General features: G+C 37.3%; 7 protein-coding genes. All 7 read left to right on the forward strand.

Annotated elements, in window-relative coordinates:
* Positions 1-911: hypothetical protein (locus AACY61_RS06560; RefSeq protein ID WP_339610781.1), on the forward strand; the 911-nt coding region annotated here is incomplete at its 5' end.
* 35 nt (positions 912-946) lie between these two features.
* Entirely contained in the window at positions 947-2,032 is a 1,086-nt protein-coding gene (locus AACY61_RS06565; RefSeq protein ID WP_339610782.1) for a DegT/DnrJ/EryC1/StrS family aminotransferase, read from the forward strand.
* Positions 2,026-2,658, forward strand: a complete 633-nt coding sequence (locus tag AACY61_RS06570; RefSeq protein WP_339610783.1) for an acetyltransferase — start codon at positions 2,026-2,028, stop codon at positions 2,656-2,658. The genes AACY61_RS06565 and AACY61_RS06570 overlap by 7 nt, the downstream gene beginning before the upstream one ends.
* Positions 2,659-3,504 (forward strand): glycosyltransferase, encoded by an 846-nt coding sequence (locus AACY61_RS06575; RefSeq protein WP_339610784.1) that lies wholly within the window; start codon positions 2,659-2,661, stop codon positions 3,502-3,504.
* Positions 3,501-4,202 carry a class I SAM-dependent methyltransferase gene (locus tag AACY61_RS06580; RefSeq protein ID WP_339610785.1) on the forward strand — a complete coding sequence of 234 codons (702 nt, stop codon included), beginning with the start codon at positions 3,501-3,503 and terminating at the stop codon, positions 4,200-4,202. The genes AACY61_RS06575 and AACY61_RS06580 overlap by 4 nt, the downstream gene beginning before the upstream one ends.
* 1 nt (position 4,203) lies before the next feature.
* Positions 4,204-5,307: a glycosyltransferase gene (locus AACY61_RS06585; RefSeq protein ID WP_339610786.1), complete on the forward strand. Its 1,104-nt coding sequence runs from the start codon at positions 4,204-4,206 to the stop codon at positions 5,305-5,307.
* Positions 5,308-5,737: 430 nt separating this feature from the next.
* Positions 5,738-6,376: a DUF6266 family protein gene (locus tag AACY61_RS06590; RefSeq protein ID WP_339610787.1), complete on the forward strand. Its 639-nt coding sequence runs from the start codon at positions 5,738-5,740 to the stop codon at positions 6,374-6,376.
* Positions 6,377-6,884: the final 508 nt, after the last annotated feature.

Raw genomic sequence — 6,884 nt, forward strand, 5'->3', positions numbered from 1 at the left:
TTAAGAAATTGATAAATAGGGTTTTAATTTTTTCACTACCATTAATTTTATTACTTATGGTTGGGGAATCCCTTCTTAGAAACATTCCCAATGATTATACTTATAAAAAGAACTATTTAGATAAAAATGCAAAAAACCTGAAAGGTTTAATTTTAGGAAGTTCTCATGCTTATAGGGGCATTATTGCCGAAGATTTTAACATAGAGACATTTAATGCAGCTTATATTTCTCAATCTTTAGATGTTGATTTTTTAATTTTTGATAAATATAATAGAGAACTCAAAAACTTAGATTTCTTAATTATTAATATTACTTACCCTAGCTTATTTAGCTCAGTGAAAACCTCAACTGAAAGTTGGAGAGTAAAAAATTATAATTTGTATTTTGGTTTTAATCTTGGATATAAACCCACCGATTATTCTGAAGTATTGAGTAATTCATTTGATTTAAATTGGAAAAGGCTTAACCGTTATTATATTAATTCTGAAAGTAATTTAATTCAAAGTTCAGAATTAGGAAGTGGAACAAAGAAAGGTAGCATCAACTTAGTGAAATCAGGAAAAACTGCCGCAAAAAGGCATACGAAGCCCGATTTGCCTTATTTTAAAGAGTACATTATGGGATTAAATGAAATTATAAAAGTGGCAAATGAACATAATGTAAAAGTTATAATAACAACAACACCCGCTTATAAATCTTATTTAACTGAGTTAAACCCACTTCAATTAAATGTAATGGACAAAACTTTGGATTCAATAGTACATTCTAACATTAATACTTTTAGATTTAATTTGTTAAACGATGTCAGGTTTATTGAGACAGACTTTTATGATGCAGATCATCTAAATTCTGAAGGGGCAAAAAAGTTTACAAGTGCTTTAAATTCATATTTAAAGGAATTATCTGATTAATTGTATTGAAACTATTTTATAGGTACTTTAGCTATATGGAAAAAACCATCACCGTCACCAAAACATTCCTCCCACCCATCGCCGAGTACCAGGCCATACTGCAACGTGCCTGGGACCAACAATGGTTGACCAACCGTGGCGAACTCGTTTTGGAACTGGAAGAAAAATTAAAAGTCTATCTGGAGGTGCCTTACATAACCTGTACCAACAACGGCACAGTCCCCCTGCAAATCGCCCTCGAACTGTTGGGCAAAGGCGGAGAAATCATCACCACACCCTTTAGTTATGTAGCGACCACGGCTGCCATTGTCTGGCAACACTGCACGCCCGTGTTTGTGGACATCCACCCTGAGTACCTCACTATTGATGAACGCCTCATTGAAGCTGCCATCACGCCCCATACCACGGCCATCCTCGCCACCCATGTATTTGGCAACCCCTGTGCGGTGGAGGAAATTGAAGCGATTGCTAACAAACACAACCTCAAGGTCATTTATGATGCTGCGCATTGTTTTGGGGTAAACTATAAAGGGCAATCGATTTTAAACTATGGTGATGTTAGCACATTAAGTTTTCACGCTACCAAGCTTTTCCATACCGGGGAAGGCGGAGCCATGGTGACCACAGATAATACTTTGCACAAACAGCTCTACAACTCTCACAATTTTGGGCACGACGGCCCGCTGGCGTTTCACGGTCTGGGCATCAACGGCAAGATAAGCGAACTCCAAGCCGCTCTGGGGCTGGCGGTATTGCCGTATATGCAGCACATCCTCACCGAACGCAAACGTGTGGTGGAAATTTATGACACCCACTTAAACTTTGAAAACCTACACAGATTAAAACCGCGAGAGGGCACCCAATGGAACTACAGCTATTACCCTGTAGTATTTCAAACCGAAGCCCAACTGCTAAAGGCCGAAAAAGCACTGCTTGAACAACAAATTGTACCCAGACGTTACTTTTACCCCGGGCTAAACACATTGCCCTATGTAGAGGCTGTGAACGTTCCTGTTTGTGACAGTAAGTACAAACGGGTGTTGTGTTTGCCTTTAAGTCACGAATTAAAAGAAAATGAGTTAGATATGATAACTTCAATACTAAATACGGAATTATGCTAATCGTTGGAGCTAAAGGATTTGCAAAAGAAGTTTTGGAAGTTTGCTATGAAAATGACAAACTTGATCATCTTGTTTTTTATGATGATATCCATAAGGACGCTCCTGATTTTTTATATAATACCTTCCCGGTTTTAAAAAGTTTTGAAGAAGCAAAAGATTATTTTAAAAACACTGACAATCATTTTACACTTGGCGTTGGGAATCCAAAGATTAGAGAAACATTATATCTCCGTTTTAAAGAACTAGGGGGAAAATTTATAGAAACAATTAGTCCAAAAGCAGAAATTGGTCATTTTGGCACTCAAATAGGAGAAGGCTGTAATATTTTGTCTAATGTAATTATTTCAAACCAGGTTAAGATTGGTAAAGGAGTTCTGGTATATTTTGGTAGTATTATAACTCATGATGTTATTATAGAGGATTTCGCAGAAATAGCACCGGGCGTTACACTTTTGGGCAGATGTATTATAGGAAAACGTACTTTTGTGGGTAGTAACGCAACCATATTGCCTGACGTGGTAATTGGGGAAAATGTGGTCATTGCTGCAGGAGCAGTAGTCACTAAAGATGTTCCAGATAATTGTATGGTTGCCGGTATTCCGGCCCTGTTAAAAAAACAGTTTTAAATGACAAATTTACCCTTAGTCAGTGTATGTATGATTACCTACAACCACGAAGCATATATAAAACAGGCCATTGAAGGTGTCCTAATGCAGCAGACTAATTTTGAAATTGAATTTATTATTGCTGACGATTGTTCTTCTGACCAAACAGAAAATGTAATAAGTGAACTTATTAAAAGTCATTCTGATAATATTTCTTTCAAATATACCAGGCATCATAAAAATCTTGGGATGATGCCTAATTTTATTTTTGCTCTTCAAGAATGCACGGGTAAATACATCGCCCTCTGTGAAGGCGACGACTACTGGACAGACCCCTTAAAACTGCAAAAACAGGTGGATTTTTTGGAGGGGAATATTGATTATGCTTATTGTGGGCATAAATCTTATGTGAAAAAAAATGAACAAATTCAAAAAATTGATTTAAATATTGAAATCCTTACTTTTAAAGAACTTATCTTTAAAAATAGATTAAACACAAGCACCTTAGTTTTTAGAAATAAGAGCATTGCACATATTCCTAATTTTTTTTATGAGTTGAGTGCGGGTGATTGGGCATTACAATTAATTGCCATCAAAGAAAGTAAAGCCTATATTTTAAAGGAGTATATGAGTGTTTACAGAGAACACAAAAAAGGTATTTGGAGTAGTTTAGATAAGAAAACAAAGTGTATGCAAGGAGTACAGCTTATGAATACCTTTAAAAATATCTATACTGACAAAAACTCAATTAAGTTAATTGATGCTGCAATTAATAAACGAAAAATTGCATTTGGTGTTAAAAATAGAACCTTTTTAAGTATTCTTAAACAGAAAATCAAAAGCCAGTTAAAAAAACTCAATCATTGAAAAACTTCACTTCAATATCTTTAAATAATAGTAATCTCGATATATACTATATCAGAACCTCAATTTTCAAGGCTCTTAAAGAAGTCTTGCCCTTGTTTCAAGGAAGTCTTCTTGACATTGGTTGTGGCAAAATGCCTTATAAAGAATATATTTTAGACCATTCTAATGTAAAAACATATACCGGTCTGGACATTGAAACTGCAAAGATTTATGATGCTAATATACAACCTGATTTCACTTGGGATGGCAAAAAAATGCCTTTTGAAAACGAATCTTATGATTGCGCTTTTGGTACTGAAGTGTTAGAACACTGCCCCGAACCTGAAGTTGTTTTAAATGAGGTTTACAGAGTCCTCAAACCGGGAGGTATCTTTTTCTTTACCGTTCCTTTTTTATGGAACCTGCACGAAACACCCCATGACGAATACCGGTACACCCCTTTTGCTTTAGAACGGCACCTTAAAAATGCAGGGTTTAAGGACATTGATTTAAAAGCTACCGGAGGTTGGCATGCCTCTATGGCACAAATGTTAGGACTATGGGTGCGCAGAAGCCCGATGTCGGGAAACAAACGTAAATTTCTTTCCGTACTTTTAAAACCTGTATTAAAATACTTAATAAAATTAGACAAACCACAAAAGGTCCAATTTAAAGAAGGACAAATGATTACCGGAATATATGGTATCGCAAAAAAATAATATGAACATCGCCCTCTTCACCCCCAACCAAAACCCTTATTCTGAAACCTTTATTCAGGCACATAAACATTCCCTGAAAAGGCGCGTATTTTATTATTACGGTGGTTTGTATGACATGAAATTAGAAGGACACCCACCACTGACACAAACAACTAAAAATGGGTTGCTTAAAATCAAACGCAAGGTATATCGTAAACCTTATTCCTATATCCGTGAGGAACTTTTGCTACACTCATTAAAAAACAACAACACAGATATAGTGTTGGTAGAGTATGGCACCCACGCACAGCAACTTATGCCTGTTTTAAAAAAGTCGGGCTTGCCGGTTGTGGTACATTTTCACGGCTATGATGCCTCGGTAGAGTCGGTGATCAAAAACCACAACAAGTACAAAGAGGTGTTTGAAAATGCTTCAAAAATAATAGCGGTTTCCAACGTGATGGTTGATCGCTTAAAAGCCCTGGGATGTCCTGAAAGTAAAATCATTTATAACGTCTATGGTCCCAGGCCCGAGTTTCACCTAGTGGAACCCACGTTTTCAAAAAAACAATTTATTGCCATTGGTCGCTTTACCGACAAAAAAGCACCTTATTACACCATCTTGGCATTTGCCGAAGCAGTAAAACAACATCCCGATGCCCGACTGGTCATGGCCGGCGATGGTGCTTTATTAAATATGTGTAAAAACTTGGCGAGACATCTCAACATAGAAAAAAACCTTGACTTTCCCGGGGTCGTTACAGCAGAAGAGTTCAGGGAAATTCTTAAAGTATCCCGGGCGTTTGTACAACACTCCATCACAGCAGCCAATGGCGATATGGAAGGTACACCACTTGCTGTGTTGGAAGCAAGCGCTGCAGGACTTCCGGTAATATCCACAAAACACGCCGGCATCCCTGATGTGATTGTTGACGGTAAAACCGGTTTGTTGTGTGATGAACACGATGTCGCTACGATGGCCAATCATATGGATATGCTTTTAAGTGATGTTGAAAAGGCAAAAGCGATGGGAGCAGCCGGTAAAGTACATATTGAAAAGTACTTTACATTGGAAAGGCATATCAATGAGCTTCAAAAAGTACTAGGAGATTCTTTAATATCCTAATTCAAAAATGAATAGCTAAAGTTTTTAGGGTTAGACAAGCAATTATTGCTTTCTATTATTCGAGGCTTCTAGTATTCAAACCCCTATATCTAGTCTATTTACCCTATATTCTTAATGATAGAATCTTTGCTTGTTCCAGTAGGCAGGCTTGTATATAGGTTGTAGCTTCCCTTAAGGTTTCTACTTTAAAAATTCAATACTAAACCGTAGCTTCTTCGATATTTTACCAATATAAGTCCCTATTTATGAAGAAATATTGAGGAAATATCGAAGAAGTTATGTATCTTTATACAGGAAATCTTGTAGTAAGCATAAAGGAACCATAAAGGAACCATAAAGGAACCTTAAAGGAACCTTAAAGTAAGCTAAGCACTACCTGCCAAGAAACAGCAAAGAAGCAAGCAGCTAAGCACCCATAAATACTAGTAATATGGCAAGAATTGTAAAAAGTCCCATAGGACAATTGAGCGGAAAGGCCGGGGGTTTGGTCTTTAAAACCGGTAAAAATGGCAATTATGTGAGTTCGTTACCGGTACACTCGAACACCAAACCCAGCCCGATACAAAAGTTGCAACGCAATAAAATGACGGTTGTGATGGAATTTATGAGGCCTTTTCAATGGGCATTCAAAGACTATTACTACCCGTTTCAGCAAAAGAAATCGGGTTTTCATGCAGCAAAATCCTATTATTTGAAGGAGGCTTTGGAGTATGATGACGGCCATTATAAAATCAATTACCCCAAAGCCTTGTTGACATTTGGTGATTTAAGAATGGTTGAGCATTTACAAATCACTCCGGATGTAGAGCATCATACACTCCAACTTCAGTGGACAGACAATAGTTCACAAGCCATGGCCTATCCTGATGATGAACTGTTGTTGTTGTTTTATGCCCCTGCAAATCACCAACGATTTATGTTTCCAAAACTTGCTCAACGAGCAGATGCTTCCGTGGTTTGTGATTTAAAAAGCAAACAAGTGCAGGAATACCACGTTTGGGTAAGCTTTTATCAACCGGAACAGCAACGTGCTTCCCCGAGTGTGTATGCCGGAAGTTTTGAGGTTTAAGGTTTTGTATTTAATGTTTTACAAACTGTAACGACTTATTGTTAAATCTAAGGATTTGTAAAACCTTCACAAACAGTCAGGCATTGTCGGGGGTTGTTTTTTAAATTCCGTTGATACAGGCTGATTCGGTCTTTTGTGGGTAGTGAACAGTTTAATTTTGAAATCAGCAATCAGTTTGTAGATTTAGCGTATAACCAACTACCGGGTTCAATAAAAAAACCACCTTGACCCCGGCGAGGTCACATATTTAAAATAAAACCCAACATCCAAGCCTACCTTTATATACACACAGATTTTGTAAAATGGATACAACAATCACGAAATATGCGACCCCTCCGGGGTCGTAAATATTACATTGAATTTGATATGATTGCTACAAATATGCGACCCCGCTGGGGTCGTATGTTTGAACATTAAATCATATGAAAACCATGAGATTAGTTTTTAGCAAAGAAAGCCTACATAATCCCGACCCCAGCGGGGTCAAATATTTGTAACACCAAACAAC

Origin of the sequence: uncultured Planktosalinus sp. (assembly GCF_963973675.1) — a bacterium.
Lineage (GTDB): Bacteria > Bacteroidota > Bacteroidia > Flavobacteriales > Flavobacteriaceae > Planktosalinus.

Excerpts from the sequence above, each read along its gene's own strand:
- AACY61_RS06565 (WP_339610782.1), top strand. The coding sequence starts at position 947 with ATGGAAAAAACCATCACCGTCACCAAAACATTCCTCCCACCCATCGCC.
- AACY61_RS06570 (WP_339610783.1), top strand. The coding sequence starts at position 2,026 with ATGCTAATCGTTGGAGCTAAAGGATTTGCAAAAGAAGTTTTGGAAGTT.
- AACY61_RS06575 (WP_339610784.1), top strand. The coding sequence starts at position 2,659 with ATGACAAATTTACCCTTAGTCAGTGTATGTATGATTACCTACAACCAC.
- AACY61_RS06585 (WP_339610786.1), top strand. The coding sequence starts at position 4,204 with ATGAACATCGCCCTCTTCACCCCCAACCAAAACCCTTATTCTGAAACC.
- AACY61_RS06590 (WP_339610787.1), top strand. The coding sequence starts at position 5,738 with ATGGCAAGAATTGTAAAAAGTCCCATAGGACAATTGAGCGGAAAGGCC.